The 22,701-nt window shown below is 68.3% G+C and carries 16 protein-coding genes; 10 read left to right on the forward strand and 6 right to left on the reverse strand.

Features of this window, described 5'->3' with window-relative positions:
- Positions 1-27: 27 nt before the first annotated feature.
- On the reverse strand, positions 28-609 hold the full coding sequence (ssb, locus tag QTI51_RS21835; protein WP_286516256.1) for a single-stranded DNA-binding protein: 582 nt from the start codon (positions 607-609) through the stop codon (positions 28-30).
- A gap of 154 nt (positions 610-763) precedes the next feature.
- On the opposite strand from ssb, the gene uvrA reads away from it, so the two are divergent.
- Complete coding sequence (gene uvrA, locus QTI51_RS21840) at positions 764-3,898, forward strand: excinuclease ABC subunit UvrA (protein WP_165840443.1); 3,135 nt, start codon at positions 764-766, stop codon at positions 3,896-3,898.
- 57 nt (positions 3,899-3,955) lie between these two features.
- On the opposite strand, the gene QTI51_RS21845 is transcribed toward uvrA, so the two are convergent.
- Positions 3,956-4,435: a type II toxin-antitoxin system VapC family toxin gene (locus QTI51_RS21845; protein ID WP_116912502.1), complete on the reverse strand. Its 480-nt coding sequence runs from the start codon at positions 4,433-4,435 to the stop codon at positions 3,956-3,958.
- On the reverse strand, positions 4,432-5,202 hold the full coding sequence (locus QTI51_RS21850) for a hypothetical protein (protein ID WP_116912503.1): 771 nt from the start codon (positions 5,200-5,202) through the stop codon (positions 4,432-4,434). The genes QTI51_RS21845 and QTI51_RS21850 overlap by 4 nt, the downstream gene beginning before the upstream one ends.
- Before the next feature lie 103 nt (positions 5,203-5,305).
- On the opposite strand from QTI51_RS21850, the gene QTI51_RS21855 reads away from it, so the two are divergent.
- Entirely contained in the window at positions 5,306-6,199 is an 894-nt protein-coding gene (locus QTI51_RS21855; RefSeq protein ID WP_116912504.1) for a DMT family transporter, read from the forward strand.
- A 10-nt stretch (positions 6,200-6,209) separates the two neighbouring features.
- Here QTI51_RS21855 and QTI51_RS21860 read toward each other — a convergent pair whose 3' ends face one another.
- Genes QTI51_RS21860 through QTI51_RS21870 form a run of 3 tightly spaced genes read right to left on the reverse strand, consistent with a single transcriptional unit; the run spans position 6,210 to position 10,254 of the window.
- Positions 6,210-6,965 (reverse strand): GntR family transcriptional regulator, encoded by a 756-nt coding sequence (locus tag QTI51_RS21860; protein WP_116912505.1) that lies wholly within the window; start codon positions 6,963-6,965, stop codon positions 6,210-6,212.
- A complete protein-coding gene (locus QTI51_RS21865) occupies positions 6,962-8,743 on the reverse strand; it encodes a glycerol-3-phosphate dehydrogenase/oxidase (protein ID WP_116912506.1) in 1,782 nt (593 codons plus the stop codon). The genes QTI51_RS21860 and QTI51_RS21865 overlap by 4 nt, the downstream gene beginning before the upstream one ends.
- On the reverse strand, positions 8,740-10,254 hold the full coding sequence (locus QTI51_RS21870; RefSeq protein ID WP_116912507.1) for an FGGY family carbohydrate kinase: 1,515 nt from the start codon (positions 10,252-10,254) through the stop codon (positions 8,740-8,742). Before QTI51_RS21870 ends, QTI51_RS21865 begins: the two co-directional genes overlap by 4 nt.
- A 180-nt stretch (positions 10,255-10,434) precedes the next feature.
- On the opposite strand from QTI51_RS21870, the gene QTI51_RS21875 reads away from it, so the two are divergent.
- From QTI51_RS21875 to QTI51_RS21910, 8 genes are all read left to right on the forward strand, one after another.
- Positions 10,435-11,490 carry a substrate-binding domain-containing protein gene (locus QTI51_RS21875; RefSeq protein WP_116912508.1) on the forward strand — a complete coding sequence of 352 codons (1,056 nt, stop codon included), beginning with the start codon at positions 10,435-10,437 and terminating at the stop codon, positions 11,488-11,490.
- Positions 11,487-13,031: a sugar ABC transporter ATP-binding protein gene (locus QTI51_RS21880; RefSeq protein ID WP_116912509.1), complete on the forward strand. Its 1,545-nt coding sequence runs from the start codon at positions 11,487-11,489 to the stop codon at positions 13,029-13,031. The genes QTI51_RS21875 and QTI51_RS21880 overlap by 4 nt, the downstream gene beginning before the upstream one ends.
- A complete protein-coding gene (locus tag QTI51_RS21885) occupies positions 13,028-14,056 on the forward strand; it encodes an ABC transporter permease (RefSeq protein WP_116912510.1) in 1,029 nt (342 codons plus the stop codon). Before QTI51_RS21880 ends, QTI51_RS21885 begins: the two co-directional genes overlap by 4 nt.
- Before the next feature lie 11 nt (positions 14,057-14,067).
- Complete coding sequence (locus QTI51_RS21890; RefSeq protein ID WP_116912538.1) at positions 14,068-15,048, forward strand: aldo/keto reductase; 981 nt, start codon at positions 14,068-14,070, stop codon at positions 15,046-15,048.
- A gap of 51 nt (positions 15,049-15,099) precedes the next feature.
- Positions 15,100-15,990: a class I fructose-bisphosphate aldolase gene (locus QTI51_RS21895; protein WP_116912511.1), complete on the forward strand. Its 891-nt coding sequence runs from the start codon at positions 15,100-15,102 to the stop codon at positions 15,988-15,990.
- 146 nt (positions 15,991-16,136) lie between these two features.
- Positions 16,137-20,855, forward strand: coding sequence for a ricin-type beta-trefoil lectin domain protein (locus tag QTI51_RS21900; RefSeq protein ID WP_286516251.1), 4,719 nt, complete (start codon positions 16,137-16,139; stop codon positions 20,853-20,855).
- Positions 20,856-21,013: 158 nt separating this feature from the next.
- On the forward strand, positions 21,014-21,253 hold the full coding sequence (atpE, locus tag QTI51_RS21905) for a F0F1 ATP synthase subunit C (RefSeq protein WP_012745530.1): 240 nt from the start codon (positions 21,014-21,016) through the stop codon (positions 21,251-21,253).
- A gap of 203 nt (positions 21,254-21,456) precedes the next feature.
- Complete coding sequence (locus QTI51_RS21910; RefSeq protein ID WP_116912513.1) at positions 21,457-22,662, forward strand: ABC transporter substrate-binding protein; 1,206 nt, start codon at positions 21,457-21,459, stop codon at positions 22,660-22,662.
- The last annotated feature ends 39 nt before the right edge of the window (positions 22,663-22,701 follow it).

Raw genomic sequence — 22,701 nt, forward strand, 5'->3', positions numbered from 1 at the left:
TTGTTTACGAATGCAAAAAAGTGGAGTCTAGAACGGGATGTCGTCGTCCATGTCGTCGAAGCCCGACGACGACTTGGCCGGTGCCTGGCGCAGCGCCGGTGCCGGGGCACGCGGTGCGGCAGCAGGTGCGCGCGGGGCGTAACCGCCACCACCGCCGCCGCCGCCGCCGCCACCACCACCACCGTTCCCGCCCTGCGAGTAGCCACCGCCACCGCCGCCACCTTGCGAGTAACCGCCGTCGTCCTCGGGACCGCCCGACGGGCCGCCCTGGCCTTGGCGGCTGCCCAGCATCTGCATCTGGTCGGCGCGGATTTCGGTGGTGTACTTTTCGATGCCGTCCTTGTCGGTCCACTTGCGCGTGCGCAGGCTTCCTTCGACGTAGACCTGCGAGCCCTTGCGCAGGTACTGGCCGGCAATTTCGGCCAGGCGGCCGTTGAAGACGATGCGGTGCCACTCGGTGGCTTCGCGCATTTCGCCGCTTTGCTTGTCTTTCCAGCGATCGGTGGTGGCCACTGTGACGTTCGCGACCTGATCGCCGCTCGGGAAGGTCCGCATTTCGGGGTCGCGCCCCAGGTTGCCGACGACGATGACTTTATTGACCGATGCCATATGCACTGCCCCTGATAAGTAGATGAAGGAGGAGGAAGAGAACCCTCGATTGTGCCCGATGCCGGCCCCACCGAAAGGCTTTCCGAGCCCGCCCGCTCGCCAGGAAATGCGCGCCGGACTATCATGTCCGGTTGCCCTCGGACGATCGCACCCTTTGAATTCCAAAGCCACTGACACAGCCGAAGCCCGCGAAAACAGCGCACAACGCGCCGAACGCGAAGAACGCGAACGTGATGCCCAGCGCGAACGCGACACCTACCTCGGCGCCGTGCTCGCGCAGCAACGCATCAGCATCCGCGGCGCGCGCACGCACAACCTGAAGAACGTCGACCTCGACATTCCGCGCAACAAGCTGGTGGTCATCACCGGCCTGTCGGGCTCGGGCAAATCGAGCCTGGCCTTCGACACGCTGTATGCCGAAGGCCAGCGCCGCTACGTCGAAAGCCTCTCGGCCTATGCGCGGCAGTTCCTGCAGCTGATGGACAAGCCCGACGTCGACGTGATCGAAGGGCTGTCGCCCGCCATCAGCATTGAGCAGAAGGCCACCAGCCACAACCCGCGCTCCACCGTGGGCACGGTGACGGAGATTCACGACTACCTGCGCCTGCTGTTCGCGCGCGCCGGCACGCCCTTCTGCCCCGACCACCACCTGCCGCTGCAGGCGCAGACGGTCTCGCAGATGGTCGACACCACGCTGGCCCTGCCCGGCGAGCCGCGCCTGATGATCCTGGCGCCCGTGGCGCGCGAGAAGAAGGGCGAGTTCCTCGAGCTCTTCGCGGAGATGCAGGCCGCGGGCTACGTGCGCTTTCGCGTCGACGGGCAAACCTACGAATACAACGACCTGCCCAAGCTCAAGAAGACCGAGAAGCACGACATCGACGTGGTCATCGACCGCCTGCGCGCGCGCGCCGACATGCAGCAGCGCCTGGCCGAGAGCTTCGAGGCCGCGCTGCGCCTGGCCGAAGGCCGCGCCATTGCGCTGGAGCTGGGCGCCGAGGGCGCGAGCGACACCGAGCACCTGTTCAACGCCAAGTTCTCCTGCCCGATCTGCCATTACTCGCTGTCGGAGCTCGAGCCGCGCTTGTTCTCGTTCAACTCGCCCGTGGGCGCGTGCCCGAGCTGCGACGGCCTGGGCCACCGCGAGGTGTTCGACCCGGCGCGCGTGGTGGCGTTTCCGTCGCTGTCGATCGCCAGCGGCGCCATCAAGGGCTGGGACCGGCGCAACGGCTACTACTTCAGCATGATCGAGAGCGTTGCCAAGCACTACAAGTTCGACGTCGACGCACCCTTCGAGTCGTTGCCCGCCTCGGTGCAGCAGGTGCTGCTGAACGGCTCGGCCGCGGAAGAGATCAAGTTCAACTACGTGATGGAGTCGGGCAACTTCGCGGGCAAGAAGCTCACGAAGAAGCACCCCTTCGAGGGGATCATCCCGAACATGACGCGGCGCTACCGCGAGACCGATTCGGTGCTAGTGCGCGAAGACCTCGCGCGCTTTCGCAACCTGCAGCCCTGCCCCGACTGCGGCGGCTCGCGCCTGCGGCGCGAAGCGCGCAACGTGTTCCTGGTGGACGAGTCGGGCCGGCCGGCGGACGGTGGCGAGGGCCAAGCCGCAGGCACTGAGCCCTCGCGCATGGCCATCTTCGAGCTCAGCCACCTCACCCTGCGCGACTCGCTGGCCTGGTTCCAGAACCTCAAGCTGCGCGGCTCCAAGGCCGACATCGCCGACAAGGTGGTGCGCGAGATCGGCCTGCGGCTGAAGTTCCTGAACGACGTGGGCCTGAACTACCTGAGCCTGGACCGCAGCGCCGAGACGCTGTCGGGCGGCGAGGCGCAGCGCATTCGCCTCGCCTCGCAGATCGGCTCGGGCCTCACCGGCGTGATGTACGTGCTCGACGAGCCCAGCATCGGCCTGCACCAGCGCGACAACGACCGCCTGATCGGCACGCTGAAGCACCTGCGCGACATCGGCAACAGCGTGATCGTGGTCGAGCACGACGAGGACATGATCCACGCCGCCGACCACGTCATCGACATGGGCCCGGGCGCCGGCGTGCATGGTGGCCGCGTGATGGCGCAGGGCACCTACGCCGAGGTGTCGGCCAACCCCGAGTCGCTCACGGGCCAGTACCTGTCGGGCACCCGCAAGATCGAAGTGCCAAAGCACCGCACCGCATGGCTGCCCGTGGTGAGCAAGCCCGCGTTCAACGAAGGCAAGAAGGCCTCGCGCTTCGCGCCCAGCCCCGCGGCCGAACGCCGCGCCGCGCGCGAGGCGGCCCACCTGGCCTCGCAGGGCGAGCTGCAGGAAATTCGCGTGGTCAACGCCAGCGGCAACAACCTGAAGAACGTGAGCGTGGCGTTTCCGGTCGGCCTGCTGACCTGCGTGACGGGCGTGTCGGGCTCGGGCAAGTCGACGCTGGTGAACGACACGCTCTACACCGCCGTGGCCCGCACGCTGTACCGCGCGCACGAGGAGCCGGCGGCGCACGAGGCCATCGAGGGCATCGAGTACTTCGACAAGGTCATCAACGTCGACCAGAGCCCCATCGGGCGCACGCCGCGCAGCAACCCGGCCACCTACACTGGCCTGTTCACGCCCATTCGCGAACTGATGGCCGAAACCAACACCGCGCGCGAGCGCGGCTACGGCCCGGGGCGCTTCAGCTTCAACGTGGCAGGCGGGCGCTGCGAGGCCTGCCAGGGCGACGGCGTGGTGAAGGTCGAGATGCACTTCCTGCCCGACGTGTACGTGCCCTGCGAGGTGTGCCACGGCCAGCGCTACAACCGCGAGACGCTCGAGGTGCTCTACAAGGGCCGCAACATCGCGCAGATCCTCGAGATGACGGTGGAGACCGCGCACGAGTTCCTGAAGGCCGTGCCCACCATCGAGCGCAAGCTGCGCACGCTGCTGGACGTGGGCCTGAGCTACATCAAGCTGGGCCAGTCGGCCACCACGCTGTCGGGCGGCGAGGCGCAGCGCGTGAAGCTCGCGCTGGAGCTCAGCAAGCGCGACACCGGCCGCACGCTGTACATCCTGGACGAGCCGACCACCGGCCTGCACTTCGCCGACATCGAGCTGCTGCTGAAGGTGCTGCACCAGCTGCGCGACGCGGGCAACACCATCGTGGTGATCGAGCACAACCTGGACGTCATCAAGACCGCCGACTGGCTGATCGACATGGGGCCGGAAGGCGGCGCGGGCGGCGGCACGGTGGTGGGCGAAGGCACGCCGGAAGACATCGCGGCGAACGAGGCGAGCCACACGGGGCGGTATTTGAAGCGGCTGCTCTAGAACTGACCGGGCGGCGAGTGCCGCGTTGTGGCGCTTGCTGCCTATTCGCTGAATTGCCTAATCGCCCAACAGGCCTCGCTGGCCATTGTCGAACCACGCTGAATCGAAACCGTCCGCCAGCAGTATCGGCTTGACCGTACTGATGCCGGCCTCGTTCAACCGGCGCAGGTACTTCACCAGCGTTTGCGCGTCCTCGGTGAGGATGTGCGTCAGCGATTCGCAGATGGCCTGGGCAATCAGCTTGATGTCGTCCTTGACGGCGCTTCGGTCGTCCGTGCCGTCCCGCTTCAGGTCGCGCATCAGCAATCCGGCAGTCATCGCATGGTCGATGTTGAAAGGGAGCACCTCGAAATTGCGCAGCGGCAGGTCGGTCACGGCCTGCTTGACCTGGAACTCCGACGCCGCGATCGCGGACAGGTACACGGGCACGCCGCGCCTCAACGCCTCCCGCAGGTAGTCGACCGCAGCCTGATGGTGCGCACGCGCCGGATCGGCCAGCGAGATCAGGTAGCTCGTGTCGAGCAGGATCGCGCTCACTCCTTGCTTCCCCGAAGCTCGTCGATCCAGGTTCCCGCATCGGGCACATCGCGCCATGCCTTGGCCCCGCGTTGCGTCAGGCGATCGAGGTCTTTTTCATCGAGCCGGCTTTCGTGCTCCACGAACTCCAGCAGCCTGGCGCCCCGGTACTCCCGCGTCATGACGTTGTACTCGGCAACGATGCGGATCATGGCCGGCTTGTAGAGCCGATTGACCTTTTCGTCACGCAGCATTTCACGGGCCGCATCGACCAGCAGCGCCTTGCCGTCGGGCAGGCGGATGTGGGCGTTCGGCTTGGTGTGGCCGCCCATGTCTTCGATCTCGCCACGCACATAGCGCTCTACGCGCACCCACTGGTCCGCATCGTCGGCGCGAAAGTCCGACTCGGCACTGATCACGATGGCGGCGGGCAGAAAGTCCGCCGCGATGCTCACGCGCCAGCGACGACCGCCGCGTGCACTTTTTTGCCACCGCTCGATCACGGCACGCCGCTTCAACCCGATGCCATCCATCTCCTGGCTGCCGGCCAGCTTGCGCAGGTCGTTCAGCAAGACAGGGTTGGCCGTGGGTGCCGTGCGAATGGCCAGCGATCCTTTTTCGACGGACACATCGAGTGCGCTGGTGTCGACGTCGTTGCTGTCGCCGCGAAGGAATTCGTCCACGTCCCTGGCAAAGCTGCGCAACACGGACAGCGGCACCCGGTCGGGCGAGATTTCATACCCGGCCGACTCGTCGTGCAAAGCAATCAGCAACTCTTGCGCTTCCATCGTTTCATTCTAGGGGTCGAGCCCCTTTTCTTGCAGGGGGCCAGCGCGGGAACGCCCTCGGCCATCCGGCACGAATGCACGCCCCACGCCACAATCGCGGCCCATGCCTTCCTTCACCCCCCGCCAGCTCGTCCTCCTCGTCCTCCTGACCCTCGTCTGGGGCTTCAACTGGCCGGTGATGAAGCTCGGCGTGGTCGACTATCCGCCGCTCGGGTTTCGCGCCATCTCCATCTGGCTCGGCCTGCCGGTGCTGGCCCTGGCGCTGGTGTGGCTGAAGGTGCCGTTTCGCGTGCCGCGCAGCGCGTGGCCCGAGCTGGTGTGGCTGGGCGCGACCAACATGTTCGTCTGGCACGCCTGCATCATCCTCGCGGTGAAGGCGCTGTCGGGCGGGCGCGCGGCGATCCTGGGCTACACGATGCCGGTGTTTTCCGCGGTGATCGGCGCGCTGCTGTTCTCGGCGGTGCTGGCGCGGCGCGCGTGGCTGGGCGTGGGCGCCTGCGCGGTCGGCGTGGGGCTGCTGCTGTGGCACGAGCTCACGGACCTGTCGGGCCGCCCCGGCTACGTGGCGCTGGCGCTGGTGGCCGCGGCCACCTGGGCATTGGGCACGCAGCTGCTGCGCCACACGCGCATCGGCCTGCCGACGCTCACGATCTCGTTCTGGATGACGGCCATGACCGCGGTGGTGATGACGGTGCTCTCGCTGCTCTTCGAGCGCGACCAGCTCTACTGGCCCGGCCAGGTGACCTGGGGGTCGATCGGCTACAACGCAGTGCTGATCTTCGGCTTCGCGCACGCGGCATGGTTCTACCTGGCGCGCGGCCTGCCGCCCATCGCGTCGACGCTGAGCGTGATGTTCATCCCGGTGCTCGGGGTGTTCAGCGGCGCGGTGTGGCTCGGCGAGGCCGTGCACTGGCAGGACTGGGTGGCGGTGGTGCTGATGGTGGTGGCCATCGCCTCGGTGCTGCTGCCCTCGCGCGCGGCCCCGGCCAAGGCCTGAGCGCGGGCGCTCAGGTCGTCGTCTGCACGTGCAGGCGGCTGGTCTTGCAGCGGTGCAGCGCGCGGTAGTGCTCCAGCGGCCGGCCGTTGGCGCCGTAGGCAATCGACTCGATGCGCAACAGCGGCTCGGGCGTGGGCAGGTTCAGCAGCTCGCAGGTGGCGGCATCGGGCAGCACCGCGTCGATCCAGCGTTCGGCGCGCACCAGCCGCAGGCCGTACTGGCGGCGCAGCACGTCGTACAGCGAGCGGTCGTCCAGCCGGGTGCGGTGCAGCCCCGGCGCCAGGTCGGCGGGCACCACGGTTTCCACCAGCAGGCGCAACTCGCCGTCCACGCTGCGCAGGCGCTTCAGCGCCACCACCTGCGTGTCGTCGGTGAGGCCCAGCGAGGCGGCCTCCTGCTCGGTGGGCGCGCGCAGCTCCTGCGTGAGGATCTGCGTGCGCACCGAGCGGCCCTTGCGCTCCATCTCGTCGGAGAAGCCGAGCACGGTGGAGACGAAGTCTTCGTCGCGTTCACGCGCCGAGACGAAGGCGCCGCGGCCCTTGATCTTGTAGATGAGGTTGTTGCGCACCAGGTCGGCCAGCGCCTCGCGCACCACGATGCGCGAGATGCCGAACTGCTCGCCCAGCTCGGCCTCGGACGGCAGCTTGGCGCCGATGGGCAGCACGCCCTGCAGGATCTGCAGGCGCAGCGCGTCGCGGAACTGGGCCCACAGGGGGGATTCGGAGCTCCGGTCGAGCACGGTCGGGATGTCTGTCGCAGAGTTCACGTTTGGGGCTGGCCCAGGGCCTGAGGGGTCGTCAATGATGCATCGAAAGGCGGCGGCGCATCGGCCACCACCGCTGAAAGCCGCACGCCGTGGCGCTCTCGCAAGGCGCTCGCGCAGGCCTGCAGTTCCTTGTGCTGCTGCTGTGCGTCCCAGCCCAGCGCCTCGGCCGCGATGGCCGCCATTTCGGCGAGCGCGGCGTCGGTGACGAGCCCGCGAATGGCCAGCAGCGTGCGGCGGATGACGAGGTCGTCCAGGTGGATCACGCCCGTCTCCAGGCACAGGTACGACAGCTCCGCGACCGAATACGTCGGCGCATGCTGCAGTGGCACGTCGCCCGAGGCGCCCAGGCGCTGCGCGAGCGGCATCGCCTTGGAACCGTAGCGGCGCAGCAGCGTGTGCGCCCGCGCGCGGCCCACGCCCGAAGACGCCACCATGCGCTCGATGAAGCGCTCGGTGGCCTGCGCATCGGCCGGCAGCTCCGCGCCGCCGCCGATGGGCAGGCCCTCGGTCGACGCGGTGCGCGGACGGCCCAGTTGCTGCAGCACCTCGTTGGTGGCCTCTTCGGCCAGCGCCCTGAAGGTGGTCCACTTGCCGCCGACCAGGCCGATGATGGGAATGTCGCGCGTCGCGTTCGGCAGGTCGAGCACCACCGAGTGGTCGCGCGAAATCTGCCCGGGCTTGTCGGCGTCGGAGCGCGCGAGCGGGCGCACGCCGACATAGGTGTACACCACGTCGCCGCGCCCGAATGCAAGGTTGGGAAACACCTCGGCCAGCACCTCGAGCAGGTAGTCGACCTCGGCCGGCTCGGTGCCGATCTGGTCGGGGTCGTCCACCGGAATGTCGGTGGACCCCACCAGCACGCGGTCCAGAAAGGGGTAGACGATGCACACGCGCCCATCCACCGCCTCGAAGTACGCCATGCGCCCTTCGAGCGCGTCGCGCAGCGCCGGGTGGTCGAGCACCAGGTGCGAGCCCTTGGTGCCCATCACGCGCGACTTGATGCGCGAGCCGGCGCCGCCCAGCACGGCGGTGCTGCGGTCCAGCCAGGCGCCGCTGGCGTTCACCACGGTGTCGGCCGTCACGCGCACCAGCGCGCCGGTGATCTCGTCGCGCAGCGTGAGGATGTTGCCCGCGCACCCGATCACGCGGCAGTAGTTGGACGCGGCCGAGCGCGGCTGGTCGCGGCAGGCATCGCCGATGAGCTCCAGCACCAGCCACTCGGGGTGGCTGATCCATGCATCGAAGAAGGTCGCGGTCCAGCGCACCGCGGCGCGAAACAGGTTGCGGTCGGCCGCCGGCACGCGGGCGATGCGGTGGTTGGGCATCACGCGCTGGCGGCGGCCCAGCAGGTCGTACAGGCGCAGGCCCGCGGCCACGGCCAGCAGGCCGCGGGTGCGTTGCGGCGGCGTGCGGCCGAAGAACTTCAGCGCGCTGCTCATCAGCCCGCCGAAGAAGCTCGACAGCGGCACCACCGTCTTCAGCGGCTGCACCAGGTGCGGCGCGTTGCGCAGCAGCAGGTTGCGCTCGCGCGTGGCCTCGGCCACCAGCGAGAAACTGCCGTTCTCCAGGTAGCGCAGGCCACCGTGGATCATGCGGGACGGCGCGCTGCTGGCGCCCGCGCTGAAGTCGCCCTTGTCGACGATGAGGCAATCCACGCGCTGCAGCGACAGGTCGCGGAACACGCCCACGCCGTTGATGCCGGCGCCGACGATCACGGTCGAGAAATGGCGGTCGGCCAGCGCGGCGGGGCGCACGAAGGGCAGTTGCCACGCGCTCATCGCGCGGCTCCCGACAGGTGGGAAAACACAGGGGACATGGTGTCGATCAGTTCGTTGAATCCGGCGTTGAAGTCGGCGTGGGCGCGCGCCTGCGCGGCGTCGGGTTCGACCGTGTCGCAGGGCGCGAGCAAGGCGCTGCCCTGCGCGGCGTCGTCGATGCCTTGCGACATGGCGGCATACAGCGCGGCGCCGCGCGCGCCGGTCTCGTCGTCGGCGCAACGCTCCACCGGGTGGCCGAGGAACGAAGCCAGCAGGCGCACGAGCCGCGTGTCGCTGGCGCCGCCGCCGAGCACGGTCGATGCGGCCACCGGCAAGCCGCAGGCCGCGAGCCGCGCCGTGTGGCGCGCATGCAGCGCAGCCACGGCATCGACCACGGCGCGCGCCATGTCGCCGCGCGTGTGGTGGCTCTTCAGGCCGACGAAGCCCGCAGTCACCCCACCTTCGCCACCTTCGCCACCTCCGCCTCCTCCGCCATTCACGAACGGCAGGAAGCGCAGCCCGCTGGCGCCCAGCGGCACCGACATCGCCAGGTCGACCACCGCGCGCGCATCGGGCAGGCCCAGCGCACCGGCCAGCCACGCGATGTTGGCCATCGAGGAGGGGCTGTTCTCCATGTACAGCCGCTTGTCGGCGCGGCCGAAGTTCACCACGGCCGCGACATCGGGCTTGGGCTCGATCACCGGGCCGATGACCGCGTTGACGCACCACGTGCCGAACACCGCCACCGCGCGCCCTCTTCCCTCGGCGCAGATGGCGGTCATCGACGCCAGCAGGTCGATGGCGCCCATCGCCACCGGAATGCCCGCGGGCAGCCCGCACAGCGCGGCTTCGGAAGGCTTCAACGTGCCGACGACCTCGCCGCTGGGCACCAGCGGCCCGAAGGCGCGGGGCCCGAGGTCGGCGATGCCCGAGGCGTCGAAGGCCGCCTGCGACCAGGTGCCCGTGGCGATGGACACCAGTCCCGCCGTGCTCGCGTCGCTTGCGTCGGTGGCGATCTCGCCGGTCAGCAGAAAGCCGAGGTAGTCCTTGGCGAAGAGCAGCCGGCGCACCGCGCCGCGCTGCACGGCGTCGGTGCCCAGCAGCTCGGCCGCGATCACCGTGGGCTGGCCCGGCCACGGCTGGCAGCCGACGTCGGCGAACAGCGCCTTGCCGTGGCTCAGCGCCAGCGAACGTGCCCGCGCATCGGCGCGCTGGTCGGTGGAGGCCACGGCCCGTCCGCCGACGAGTTCGTTCTTCGCGTCGAGCGCGTAGAGCCCCGCGCCGTGGCCGGTGCAGCCGATGGCGCGGACCTCGGCCACGCGGGCGCCGAGCTGGTGGGCGACGTCGCGCAGCACATGGGTCAGGGCTGCGCGAATGGCCGTGGCGGCCACCTCGCATCCCCCTCCAGGCAGCCGGTCGTGCGGCAATGGCATGCGGGACAGGGCGACGGCCCGGCCGCTGCCGGCCTCGAGGGCCAGGGCTTTCAGGCTGCTCGACCCCATGTCGATGCCGATGAGTATGTTGGGCTTCATGTCATAACAGCTTCGGCTGAATAAAAGCGCGTTGCCAGTAGCGTTTCCCCTAGTTATCGGCTCAAACGACCAGCGCTTACATTCTACCTGTCATAACAACTTTCGTGACAAAGAGGATCAGAGGGTTGCCCCGAAAGGGCAGCACCGCAAGTTGAGCCACCCAACGCGAGGAGACAAAAAATGAGGCGTAATTTCCTGAAGTCCGCAGCGGCCGCCGGCATCGGCCTGGCGGGCGCGAGCGCATTCGCGCAGCAGCCAGCGGCCACCCCTGCAGCAGGCGCAGCCGGTGCCGGCCTGCGCGGCAACGCCAGCGACGTCTACGTGATGAACGTGATGGTGTCGGGCGTGGAGTACTGGTTTCCGGTCTACGAAATGATGAAGCAGCTCGGCCGCACGCTGGGCGTGCGCACCCGCTACACCGGCACGCCGGAGTACGACGTGAACAAGCAGCTCGCGTCCTTCGAGCAGGAGCTGGCGCGCAAGCCCGCGGGCATCCTGCTGCACCCGATGAACCCCGACCCGTTCATCGAGCCCATCAACCGGGCGGCGGCCATGGGCATTCCGGTGGTCACCTTCGCGGCGGATTCGCCCAACTCCAAGCGCACATCGTTCATCACCTCGGACAACGACCGCGAAGGCACGCAGGCCGCCGACGCCATTGCCGCGTCGATGGGCGGCAAGGGCGAATACGCCGTGCTGGAGAACCCCGGCCAGGACAACCACGACCGCCGCATCGCCGCCTTCGTGAACCGCATGAAGACCAAGCACCCCGGCATGAAGCTGGTGGGCCGCGCCGCCAGCAACCAGGACCCGAACAAGGCCTACCAGGCCGTGCTGAGCCTGGCGCAGGCCAACCCGAACCTGGGCGCGCTCTTCATGCCCGAGGCCAACTCGGCGCTGGGCGCGGCGCAGGCCAAGGTCGAGACCAAGAAGAACATCAAGGTGATGTGCTGCGACGTGAACGCCAAGATTCTCGACATGATCAAGTCGGGCGACGTGTTCGGCTCCATCAACCCCAACCAGGGCATGCAGGGCTACATGGGCATGATGATGCTGTTCCTGGCGAAGAACCCCACGCTCATCGACCCGATGAACGACGCCAAGCGCAACGGCACCAACCCGATGGCCGTGCCCTTCCTGGACAACGGCCTGGCGGTGGTCAGCAAGGCGAACGCCGACGACTTCTACTGGGACAAGTACCTCGCGCGCCGCGGCACCAAGGGAATCGGGGAGTGAGCTCCTTGCTCGAACTGCGCGGCATCAGCAAGCGCTTCGGCGCTTCGCGCGCGCTCACGGGCGTGGACTTCTCGCTGCAGCGCGGCGAGATCCACGCGCTGTGCGGCGAGAACGGCGCGGGCAAGTCCACGCTGATGAACATCATCGACGGCATCCACCGGCCCGACGAAGGCGAGATCTCGCTGGACGGGCACAAGGTGGTCATCGACGGCCCGGCGCACGCCATGCGCCTGGGCATCGGCCTGGTGCACCAGGAGATCGCGCTGTGCGCCGACGCCACCGTGGCCGAGAACATCTTCATGCCGGAGATCAACGCCGGCAAGCACGCGTGGATGAACTACGCCAGCCTGAACGAGCGCGCGGCCAAGGTGCTGCAGCGCCTGGGGCAGGACGTGGACCCCGCCTGCCTGGTGAAGGACCTGAGCATTTCCACCCAGCAGCTCATCGAGATCGCCAAGGCGCTCACGCTGGACTGCAAGGTGCTGATCCTGGACGAGCCCACCGCGGCGCTCACCGACAACGAATCGGCCGCGCTGTTCAAGGTGCTGCACGACCTGAAGGACCAGGGCATCGGCATCATCTACATCAGCCACCGCATGGCCGAGATCTTCGCGCACTGCTCGCGCGTGACGGTGCTGCGCGACGGGCGCAACGTGCACAGCGGGCCGCTGGCCGAGCTGAACGCCGACGGCCTGGTGCGCCGCATGGTGGGGCGCGACCTGGGCAACTACTACCCGCCGAAGCTGGGCGAGCAGCAAGGCGCACCACACGGCGGCTCACACGGCGGCCCGCACGGCGAACCTGTGCTCGAGGTGCGCGACATCGCCGACGGCGAGCGCGTGCACGGCGTGTCGTTCACGCTGCGGCGCGGCGAAATCCTCGGCATCGCGGGCCTCATGGGCGCGGGCCGCAGCGAGCTCGCCGAAACCGTGTGCGGCCTGCGCGCGGCCACGCGCGGCACGGTGCGCCTGAATGGCAAGGCCTTGACCATCCGCAAGTACAGCGACGCGCTGCGCGAAGGCATCGCCTACCTCAGCGAAGACCGCAAGGCCGCGGGCGTGTACCTCGACCTGCCCATCGCGCAGAACATCGCATCGATGGCGCTGAAGCGCGTGAGCTCGCGCTTCGGCCTGCTGCAGCGCGCGGCCGAGCACAGGCTGGCGGTGGAGCTGGGCGCCAAGCTCAAGCTGAAGAGCGACGGCGTGGACATCGACGTGGCCAGCCTGTCGGGCGGCAACCAGCAGAAGGTGGCCATCGCCAAGCTGCTGGCCACGCACCCCTCGGTGCTGCTGATGGACGAGCCCACGCGCGGCGTGGACGTGGGCGCCAAGTCGGAGATCCACCACATCCTGCGCGAGCTGGCGAACCAGGGCGTGGGCGTGGTGGTGATCTCTTCGGAGCTGCCCGAGATCATCGGGCTGTGCGACCGCGCGCTGGTGATCCGCGACGGCCGGCTCGCCGGCGAAGTGCAAGACGACGACATGACGGAAGAGGCCCTGCTGCGGCTGGCCTCCGGACTTTGCGAACAGGAAACAGCATGAACTACCCGGCACAACTCGACGCGGGCGCGCCCGCGGGCCTGGCGCCCCGACAGCAAGGCGGCGGCCCCGTGAAGCCAGCCAACAAGCTCACCAGCATGCGCGAGATGGGCTTGCTGCTCATCATCGCGGTGCTGTGCGTGGGCATGAGCTTCGCGTCGCCCTACTTCCTCACCTGGGACAACGTGCGCGCGATGCTGCTCTCGTTCTCCATCGAAGGCATCGTGGTGGTGGGCATGACCATCCTGCTGATCGTCGGCGGCATCGACCTGTCGGTGGGCTCGGTGGTGTGCTTCGCGATGGTGGTCACGGGCAAGCTCTTCCTGATGGGCTTCGACCCGTGGACGGCGGGGCTCATCGCCATTGCCGCGAGCGCGGGCATCGGCGCCATGATCGGCGGCTGCGTCACGCGCATCGGGCTGAACCACTTCATCGCCTCGCTGGCCTTCATGGTCATCGTGCGCGGGCTGTGCCTGGCGCTCACGCAGGGCACGCCGCAGTCGCTGTTCTCGCTGCCGGCGGAGTTCAAGTTCATCGGCCAGGGCACGGTGTTCGGCATTCCGGCGGTCATCCTCATCTTCCTGGCGATCGTGGTGGTCAGCGACTTCGTGCTGCGCCGCTCCACCTTGCTGCGCCGCGTGTTCTACACGGGCAGCAACGAGAAGGCCGCGCTGTACTCGGGCATTCGCGTGGGGCACGTCAAGTTCTGGGTCACGGTGCTGTGCGCTGCGTCGGCGGGCCTGGCCGGCGTGATCTACACCGCGCGCTTCGGCGCCGCCACGCCCACCTTCGGCATGGGCATGGAGCTGAACGTGATCGCCGCGGCCGTCATCGGCGGGGCCAGCCTGAAGGGCGGCTCGGGCACGGTGCTGGGCGCGGTGCTGGGGCTGGCGCTGCTGTCGGTGGTGACCAGCTCGCTCATCCTGCTGGACGTGTCCCCTTACTGGCAGGACGTGATCAAGGGCCTGATCCTGCTCGCGGCCGTGACCATCGATCACCTCATGAACACCCGAAAGACCAAGCGATGAACAACCCGTCGATGAAGAAGACCACCCTGGGCCCCTCGGGCATCGAATGCGCGGCCATCGGCCTGGGCACCTGGGCCATGGGCGGCTGGATGTGGGGCGGCGGGGACAACGCCGCCGCGGTGCTGGCCATCCAGGCCTCGCTGGACGCGGGCGTGACGCTGATCGACACCGCGCCGGCCTACGGCCTGGGGCGCTCGGAGAGCATCGTCGGCACCGCGCTGAAGGGCCGCCGCCAGCAGGCCGTGGTCGCCACCAAGTGCGGGCTGGTGTGGCACACGCAGAAGGGAACGCACTTCTTTGAAGAAGACGGCCACCCGGTGTACCGCTACCTGGGGCGCGAATCGATCTTCCATGAATGCGAAGAGAGCCTGAAGCGCCTGCAGACCGACTACATCGACCTGTACATCACGCACTGGCAGGACAGCACCACGCCCGTGGCAGAGACCATGGACGCGCTGCTCGAACTGAAGAAGCAGGGAAAGATCCGCGCCATCGGCGTGAGCAACGTGAGCCCCGAGACGCTGGCCGAGTACCTGCGGTACGGCCCGGTCGACGCGGCGCAGGAGCGCTACAGCCTGATCGACCGCGAGATCGAGCAGGCGCTGGTGCCGCTGTGCGCCGAGCACGGCGTGGCAGTGCTGGGCTACTCGTCGCTGGCGCTCGGCCTGCTGGCGGGCCCCATCGATCCCGCGCGCCAGTTCACCGGCGACGACCAGCGCGCCAGCAACCCGCGCTTCAGCGCGCAGAACCGCGCGAAGCTCAAGGCCTTCTTCGACGAGCTGGAGCCGCTGCGCCAGCACCTCGAATGCTCGTTCGGCCAACTGATGATCGCGTGGACGCTGGCGCGCGGCAGCGTGCAGGTGGCGCTGTGCGGCGCACGCGTGAGCAAGCAGGCGAGCGAGAACGCGGCCGCCGGCTCGCTCGCGCTGCGCGACGACGCGCTGCTGCTCATCGACGCGGCGGCGGCCAGGCACCTGCACGCGCTGGCCTGAGCGGCCGACCTGCTTCATCCCCCAAACATCCCCACACAAGGACCTCTTCGTATGTCGAAGGACAAGACCGCACGCCTGAACCGGCTGCTGAACAACGGGCGCTGCCTGGACATCGCGCTCGACCACGGCGTGTGCAACGAGCCTTCGTTCCTCAACGGGCTGGAAGACATGCCCGCGATCGTCGACAGGCTGGTGGCCGCGCGCCCCGACGCGCTGCAACTCAATTACGGCCAGGCCGACCTGCTGCAGGACCGTCCGGGCCGGGACAAGCCCGCGCTGGTGCAGCGCATCGACATGGGCAACCCCTACAACGCCACCGCGCACCGCGTGATGTGGGCGCTGCTGCAGAACGAGCACGACCCGGTGCTGCCCGCGGTGCAGCGCGACGCGGCCTGCGTGGTGGTGAACCTGTTCATGCTGCCCAACGAGCCCGACCTGTTCCGCCAGTGCGTGCAGAACATCGCGCGCGTGCGCGCCGACTGCGATCGCTACGGCATGCCGCTGATGATCGAGCCGCTGGTGATGCGCCCGCACAGCGAGCAAGGCGGCTACATGGTTGACGGCGATGCCGAGAAGATCGTGACGCTGGTGCGCCTGGCGCGCGAGATGGGCGCCGACATCGTCAAGGCCGACCCCACCACCGACCCCAATGATTTCCACCGCGTGGTGCAGGCCGCGCGCTGCCCCGTGCTCGTGCGCGGCGGCGGGCGCGAAGACCTGCAGCAGGTGTTCGCGCGCTCGCGCGTGCTGATGGACCAGGGCGCGGTCGGCATGGTGTACGGGCGCAACGTGTACCAGCATGCCAACCCGTCGGCGGTGGTGGATGCGCTGATGGCCATGATCCACCGCGGCGCGAGCGCCAAGGCGGCATGGGACATCTACGAGTCGGGCGGCGAGCGCGAAGCCCGGGGCACAAACGAGCGCAAGGGCAGCGTGAACTGACGACCTGCCCGCCGTCGAAGACAAAAAAAGGAGAGAGAGAGGAAGAGAGAGGGAGAGGCTGTACGGCCGGCGGCGGGCTCGTCGCCGGCCGGGTGCGCCCCTGCGCGCGCGCTTTGTCGAGAGAACCCAACAACCTGGAGGCGACGATGAAAATCCGGTACTACGTGATGGCGTTCCTGCTGCCATTCGTCACGCTGCTGACGCATGCGGCAATCACCGGGGTCAGTCCGATGACGACCCTGAACAACATGGCCACCGCGGTGGCCCAGGCCGTTGCAGACCCGCTGCCCCTGCAGGGGCCGGGCCTGGGCAACCTCACCTACACATCGGCCGAGCTCTTCAAGCCGGTGTCGATGATCACCAGCCCCGCGCACCCGCTCGACCCCGCGCACAGCAGCGCCTACGAGTCGCGCGAGGTGCCGGCCACGTACCCGGGCCGCAAGGACTACGGCATGAACGCCGGCATCATGCTCAACGGCTACTTCCTCACCTCCTTCGCGCCGGACAGCGGCCTCGGCCCGGGCGGCTTCCTGCTGTACGACGTGTCGAACCCGCGCCAGATCAAGCTGGTGAAGAAGATCTACGAGCCTGACGACGCTACAGGTGGTCGCACCAAGGAGTTCCGCGAGACGCACTCCTTCGGCACCGCGAAGATCGGCGGCAAGACCTACGTGACGCTGCCCAGCATCAACGGCATCGAGTTCTGGGACTTCAGCGACATCAACGACATCAAGCAGGTGAAGAAGCTCGCGCTGCCCGGCGTGAACGGCGGCGACTACGAGAACGTGGCCTGGCAGCTGTGGTGGCAGGCGCCCTACGTGTACGTGGCCTCGGCGGGCCGAGGCATCTTCATCGTCGATGCGGCCGACCCCGCCAATGCCGTGGTCGCGAACCGCGGCGCGGGCAAGCCCAACCCGGTTCCCACGGGCGAGCTCGGTGGCTTCCGCATCGGCCCCATCTTCACCATCGGCAACCACATGGTGCTGACCGCGATGGAAAGCAACGGCGGCTTCGCGAGCCTGGACATTTCCGACCCGCTCAACCCCAAGGTGCTCGACACCATCGTGGGCAGCACGCCGTTCTACTACGCGACCTGCTTCGACGGGCGCAACCTGCATGCCTCCACGCGCAACAGCGGCGCGAAGATGTACAGCTACGACCTGAGCGACCGCTCGCGCTTCGTGGCCGAGGACAACCGGCTCGTCATCGACGAGCAGCTGTACTGCGCCACGCAGGACAACTACGTGATCCAGGGCGCGCAGACCCGCATCCACAAGGTGGACGTGAGCAATCCGCTGAACCACGTGGAGGTGGGCCGCGGCAGCATCCTGCGCGAGGACGACCCGAACTTCTCGCACTCGGACAACGGCCAGGTCGCGATGTTCGGCAACCTGGTCTTCGTGGGCAACGACCACGGCTCGGGCAGCGGCTTCATCGTGCACCAGGTCGACCCCGACACCACGAAGCCCGAAGTGAAGCAGGTCTCGCCCGTGAACGGCGCCAGGCAGCAGGCACTGAGCTCGCGCATCGGCCTGGGCATGACGGACAACATCCGCCCCGAGAGCGTGAACGCCAACACCTTCATCGTGCGGCCGGTGGGCGGCAACACGCTGGCGGGCACGTACAGCGTGCAGCTGGGCATCGTCAACTTCCACCCCGAGCAGCCGCTGCAACCGGGCACCAGCTACGAGGTGTTCCTGCCGGCCAACGGCCTGAAGGACTATGCGGGCAATGCCATCGGCGCGGACTACAGGTCGGTGTTCCACACCGGCAACGCGACCGACATCAGCCTGATGCACCACTGGACGCTGGCGGGCAACCTGTCCGACCAGATCGGCGCCAACAACGGCACGCCGGCCACCGGCGACGCCTTCGAGAGCATCGGCCTGAGCTTCGCGAACCGCACCGCGGGCGTGCCGCTGAAGAACGACACGGTGGCCACCGTGCTGGGAGGCACCGCCTCGCTGAGCTTCTACATGAAGACCACGCAGCCGGGCGCCGGCAACGCGTGGTCGGCGCCCGGCCTGTTCGGGCGCGACCAGGCCAACGGCACCGACGACGTGTTCTGGGGCTGGCTCGACAGCACCGGACGCATCAAGCTGTCGGTGGGCAACGACGGCGGCACCGCTTCTTCCGCGGTAGTGAACGACGGCGCCTGGCACCACGTGGTGCTGACGCGCGACGCGGCCTCCGGCGCGCAAGCCGTGTACGTCGACGGCGCTAAGACCACCTCGGCCGGCCTCACGGGCAACAAGGGGCTGTCGAACAAGTTCCAGCTGCTGGGGCAGATCCAGGGCAACACCGCGCTCTTCAAGGGCACGCTGGCCGAGGTGCGCGTGTACGGCCGCGTGCTGAACGACACCGAGGTGGCCGCGCTGCGCGCGCAGGCCATCATCGGCGACCCCGGCATCGGCGGCGGGCCGAAGGTGGTCAACGGGCAGCTGGTGTTCAACCCCGCCACGCTGGGCGCCAACGGCGCGCAGTACCGCTGGAACTTCGGCAACGGCACGCAGACGGCCTTCTCCAACCAGCCTAACTACACCTACACCTACGCGAGCCCCGGCCACTACACGGTGACGCTCACGGTGCGCGACGCGCAGGGCCGCGAGACCTACTACACCTACAACGTGACGGTGATCGCGCCGGTCACCGCGCGCGCGCCCACGCACACCACCAACATCGCGGGCGACGCCAACTCGGTGTATTCGGTGAACCCCGACAGCGGCACGGTGGCCGCCATCGACGCGCAGACGCTGGCCAAGCGCTGGGAAACGCGCGTGGGCGACGAGCCCAAGACGCTGGCCGTGGGGCCCGACGGCCGCATCTGGGTGTCGGTGCACGGCGAAGACAAGCTGGTGGCGCTGAACGCGGCCGACGGCGCCGTGTCGGCCAGCGTCTCGCTGGGCTACGGCAGCGGCCCTTACGGCGTGGTGTTCACGCCCGACGGCACCAAGGGGCTGCTCACGCTGGAGAGCAAGTCGGCGCTGATGAGCTTCGACCCGGCCAACGGCAACGCCACTGGCACGGTGCCGTTGCAGGGCGAGGTGCGCGGCATCGCGGTGAGCGCCGACTCGCAGGTGGCCTACGTGACGCGCTTCAAGTCGAAGCTCACCGGCGGCCAGCTGCACAAGGTGAACCTGCAGGGACTGAGCGCCATCGGCGTCATCGCGCTGCCGGTGGACACCAGCACGGTGGACACCGAGAGCCGCGCGCGCGGCGTGGCCAACTACCTGAGCCAGGTGGTGATCTCGCCCGACGGCACGCGCGCCGTGCTGCCTTCGAAGAAGGACAACATCGTGCGCGGCAAGTTCAGGGACGGCAACAACCTCGTGCACGACCAGACGGTGCGCTCCATCCTGTCGCAGGTCGACCTGCAGCAGGCGGCGGAGAAGTTCGACGAGCAGATCGACTTCGACGACCGCGCACCCGCGCGCGCCGCGCTGTTCTCGCCGGCGGGCGACTACCTGTTCGTGGCGCAGATGGAGGGCAACCGCGTGGCCATCGTCGACAGCTACACGCGCTCCGTTCGCGGTGAGATCAACGCGAGCAGCGCGCCGCACGGGCTGTACCTGGACGCGGTGCGCAAGCGGCTGTTCGTCAACAACTTCCTCGCGCGCTCGGTCACGGTGCACGACGTGGCGACGGTGCTGAGCGCCGAGAGCAACGCGCCCACCTTCCTGCAGACCGTGCAGACGGTGGCCAGCGAGCCCCTGGCCGCGGCGGCCCTGCGCGGCAAGCAGGTGTTCTACAACGCCTCCGACCGGCGCATGAGCAAGGACAACTACATCTCCTGCGCGAGCTGCCACGCGGACGGCGGCGACGACGGCATGGTATGGGACTTCACCCAGCGCGGAGAAGGCCTGCGACGCACCATCAGCCTGCAGGGCAAGCGCGGCACCAGCCACGGCAAGCTGCACTGGACGGCCAACTTCGACGAGCTGCAGGACTTCGAGAACGACATCCGCAACGAGTTCGGCGGCACCGGCTTCCTGAGCAACGCCGACTTCGCGGCCACGTCCGACCCGCTGGGCGCGCCCAAGGCCGGCAAGAACGCGCAACTGGACGACCTGGCGGCCTACCTGAACTCGCTGAACAAGTACATGCGCAGCCCGGCGCGCATGGCGGACGGCAACCTCAGCGTGGAGGCTGTGCGCGGGCAGACCGTGTTCAACACCGCGCAGTGCGCCACGTGCCACACCGGCGGCACGCTGCGCGACGGGCTGCGCCACGACGTGGGCACCATCCAGCTCTCGTCGGGCAAGGGCAGCAACCTGCCGCTGGCGGGCACGGGCTTCGACACGCCGACGCTGTCGGGCACGTGGAACGCGGCCTCGTACTTCCACAACGGGCAGGCCGCCACGCTGCAGGACGTGCTGGCGGGCGGCCACGGCAATGCATCGAGCCTGCCGGCGTCGGACGTGGTGGCGCTGCGCGAGTACGTGCGCTCGCTGGACACGGCACCGCCGTTCGTGGCGCGGCTGCGCTCGGAGCTGAGCGGCATGTGCGTGAACATCAAGGGCGGCGCGGCGGCCAGCGGTACCACCGCGGTGCAATGGCCCTGCGGCAACGCGAGCCACGAGAAGTTCACGGTGACGCCGATCCTCGGGGGCTACGTGCAGTTCGTGGCCGAGCACAGCGGCCTATGCCTGGCGCAGAACGGCACGGCCACCACCAACGCGCCGGTGGTGCAGGTGGCCTGCTCGGTGGGCAACACCGCGCAGTGGAGCGTGGTCGGCGGGGCGTTGAAGAACCGGGCCTCGGGCTCGTGCCTCGACGTGCCCAACAGCTCGACCACGCAGGACACCGCGCTCATCACCTGGACCTGCAACGGCGGCAACAACCAGAACTGGGCGCAGGTTCCCTGAGCGATCGACGCGAGCTTGCTCCTTTCGAAAGCCGCCCCCCGGGGCGGCTTTTTTTCGTTCGCGCTGCGCACCGCGCATGACCTCCCAGGTCATCGACCGAACGCAGCCGGTCTGGGAAAGTACCTCCATCGATTCACTAACCACCAGGAGAAAACACCATGACCGGCTTCAACATCCTTCCCCTCGCCGTCGCCTTGCTGATCGGCGTTGCCGCGCTCGGCTCGTGCCTGGGCATCGGGCTGGTCGGCCAGAAGTTTTTGGAGAGCACCGCGCGGCAGCCCGAGCTGGTCGACACGCTGCAGACCAAGTTCTTCCTGGTGGCGGGCGTGACCGACGGCGCCTTCATCATCGCGACCGGCATCGGCCTGTGGTTCGCCACGGCCAACCCCTTCGGCTGACCCGCCGAAAAGGCCCGCGCCCCACCCGGCAAAACGGGGCGCGCGCACCAGGAAGTGACATGAAGCACTGGCACCATTCGTGCTAGTACCGTTGACACCGAATTGTTTATGGTTAAAGTATTTAGCTATCAACGGTTCAATGTTGACGGTGCCGCATGGAGCGGCGCCGGTGCTTCGTTTCACCATTCCTCGCCGGAGAATCCATGAGCCAACTGTCCCCGAAGTCGCCCGCGCTGCCGCGCACCCTGCTCTCGCTGCTGCTGTGCGGCGCAGCCCTCGGTACCTCGGTGTCGGCGCTGGCCGCGCCGGTGAAGGTGGGCTTGGCCCTCGACATCTCAGGGCCATTCGCCGCGCTGGGCGCCGAAGCGCGCGACGGCTTCGCGCTGGGCATCAAGCAGCTCAACGGCAAGCTCGGCGGGCAGGACGTGGAGTTCGTGCAGGCCGACATGGCCGGCAGCCCCGACCAGGCCAAGCAGCTGGTCGACCGCATGGTCCAGCGCGACAAGATCGACATCTTCAGCGGCCCCATCGGCTCCAACGTGGCGCTGGCCGTGGGCCCCACGCTGTTCAACGCCAAGGTCCCGTACCTGTCGGCCAACGCCGGCCCCAGCCAGTTCGCGGGCGCGCAGTGCAATGCCTACTTCTTCGGCACCGCCTACCAGAACGACCAGTTCCACGAGGCCGCCGGCAAGTTCGCGCAAGACCGCGGTTTCAAGAAGACCGTGCTCATCGCCCCCAACTACCCGGCCGGCAAGGACGCCCTGGGCGGCTTCAAGCGCCAGTTCAAGGGCCAGGTGGCCGACGAGCTGTACACCAAGCTCGGCCAGATCGACTACGCCGCCGAACTGGCGCAGCTGCGCGCGGCCAAGCCAGACTCCATCTACTTCTTCCTGCCCGGCGCGATGGGCATCAACTTCATCAAGCAGTTCGTGGGCGCGGGCCTGTCGAAGGACATCACGCTGGTCACCAGCGGCTTCTCGGCCGACGAGGACGTGATCGGCGCCGTGGGCGAGCCCATGCTCGGCCTGTTCAACACCTCGCACTGGGCGCACGACCTGGACAACGCGGCCAACAAGCAGTTCGTGGCCGCGTTCCGCAAGGAATTCAACGGCCGCTACCCGTCGGTGTACGCGGCGCAGGCCTACGACGCCATCCTCGCGATGGACGCGGCCGTGAAGCAGGCCGGCGGCAACGCGCAGAACCGCGAGGCCGTGGTGGCCGCGCTGAAGAAGGCCAACTACGCGTCCACGCGCGGCAGCTTCAAGTACGCGAACAACCACTACCCCATCGAGAACTTCTACCTGCGCGTGATCGGCAAGGACGCGCAGGGCAAGGTCACGAACAAGCTGATCAACACGGTGCTCACGAACTACGGCGACAGCTACGCCGACAAGTGCCCACTGAAATAAAGCTCGCCCCCAGGCTGCGCGCACTTCGTGTCGCTTCTC

Source organism: Variovorax sp. J22G73 (assembly GCF_030317035.1).
In the GTDB taxonomy this organism is placed as follows: domain Bacteria; phylum Pseudomonadota; class Gammaproteobacteria; order Burkholderiales; family Burkholderiaceae_C; genus Variovorax.

Bases quoted from the DNA above. Each gene is read 5' to 3' on its own strand.
- QTI51_RS21870 (WP_116912507.1), bottom strand. From the start codon at position 10,254: ATGAAGCCCAACATACTCATCGGCATCGACATGGGGTCGAGCAGCCTG.
- atpE (WP_012745530.1), top strand. From the start codon at position 21,014: ATGACCGGCTTCAACATCCTTCCCCTCGCCGTCGCCTTGCTGATCGGC.
- QTI51_RS21875 (WP_116912508.1), top strand. From the start codon at position 10,435: ATGAGGCGTAATTTCCTGAAGTCCGCAGCGGCCGCCGGCATCGGCCTG.
- QTI51_RS21850 (WP_116912503.1), bottom strand. From the start codon at position 5,202: ATGGAAGCGCAAGAGTTGCTGATTGCTTTGCACGACGAGTCGGCCGGG.
- QTI51_RS21885 (WP_116912510.1), top strand. From the start codon at position 13,028: ATGAACTACCCGGCACAACTCGACGCGGGCGCGCCCGCGGGCCTGGCG.
- QTI51_RS21910 (WP_116912513.1), top strand. From the start codon at position 21,457: ATGAGCCAACTGTCCCCGAAGTCGCCCGCGCTGCCGCGCACCCTGCTC.
- ssb (WP_286516256.1), bottom strand. From the start codon at position 609: ATGGCATCGGTCAATAAAGTCATCGTCGTCGGCAACCTGGGGCGCGAC.
- QTI51_RS21900 (WP_286516251.1), top strand. From the start codon at position 16,137: ATGAAAATCCGGTACTACGTGATGGCGTTCCTGCTGCCATTCGTCACG.
- QTI51_RS21890 (WP_116912538.1), top strand. From the start codon at position 14,068: ATGAAGAAGACCACCCTGGGCCCCTCGGGCATCGAATGCGCGGCCATC.
- QTI51_RS21855 (WP_116912504.1), top strand. From the start codon at position 5,306: ATGCCTTCCTTCACCCCCCGCCAGCTCGTCCTCCTCGTCCTCCTGACC.
- QTI51_RS21895 (WP_116912511.1), top strand. From the start codon at position 15,100: ATGTCGAAGGACAAGACCGCACGCCTGAACCGGCTGCTGAACAACGGG.
- QTI51_RS21865 (WP_116912506.1), bottom strand. From the start codon at position 8,743: ATGAGCGCGTGGCAACTGCCCTTCGTGCGCCCCGCCGCGCTGGCCGAC.